Source organism: Mycobacterium syngnathidarum (assembly GCF_001942625.1).
Taxonomy (GTDB): Bacteria; Actinomycetota; Actinomycetes; order Mycobacteriales; family Mycobacteriaceae; genus Mycobacterium; species Mycobacterium syngnathidarum.
In genome coordinates this window covers 1-532 of the sequence record NZ_MLCL01000055.1, presented here as the reverse complement: position 1 = coordinate 532, position 532 = coordinate 1, and the positions used below count along the sequence as shown (strand labels likewise).

1 protein-coding gene is annotated in these 532 nt (G+C 70.1%); it reads left to right on the top strand.

Annotated features, from left to right (window positions below; genetic code table 11):
- A partial coding sequence (locus BKG60_RS14890) for an HNH endonuclease signature motif containing protein (RefSeq protein WP_131827519.1) occupies positions 1 to 532 on the top strand: 532 nt, incomplete at both ends.

Sequence of the window (532 nt, the reverse complement as noted above, 5' to 3'; positions counted from 1 at the left end):
GGGTATCTGCCCGGGTACGGCATCGTGCCCGCCGAGAGCGTGCGCAAGGTGGCGGCTACCGCCAAGATCAAACCCGTACCCTTGCCGGTGCCAGCCGAGCCCGGCGAGGCGGCCGAATCCGCCGAGCCTGCGGTGGCCGAGGATCCCGCCGGTGTGGGTGAGCCGCGGTATCGCCCCTCGGCGGCGCTGTCGGAGTTCATCCGGTGGCGTGATCTGACCTGCCGGTTCCCCGGCTGTGACGCCCCAGCCGAACGCTGCGACATCGACCACACCGCGCCCTGGCCGACCGGGCCGACGCATCCGTCGAACACCAAGCTGTACTGCCGGGCCCATCACCTGGTCAAAACTTTCGTCAAGGGCTGGACGGACCGTCAATACCCCGATGGCACAGTCGTTTTCACCTCCCCGACCGGGCACACCTACCTCACCGAACCCCACGGCGCCGCGATGTTCCCCACCCTGGCCCAACCCACCGGGAACCTGGACCTGCCCGCACCGCCGGCCGAGACTCCGGGGCGCGGGGCCAAGATGC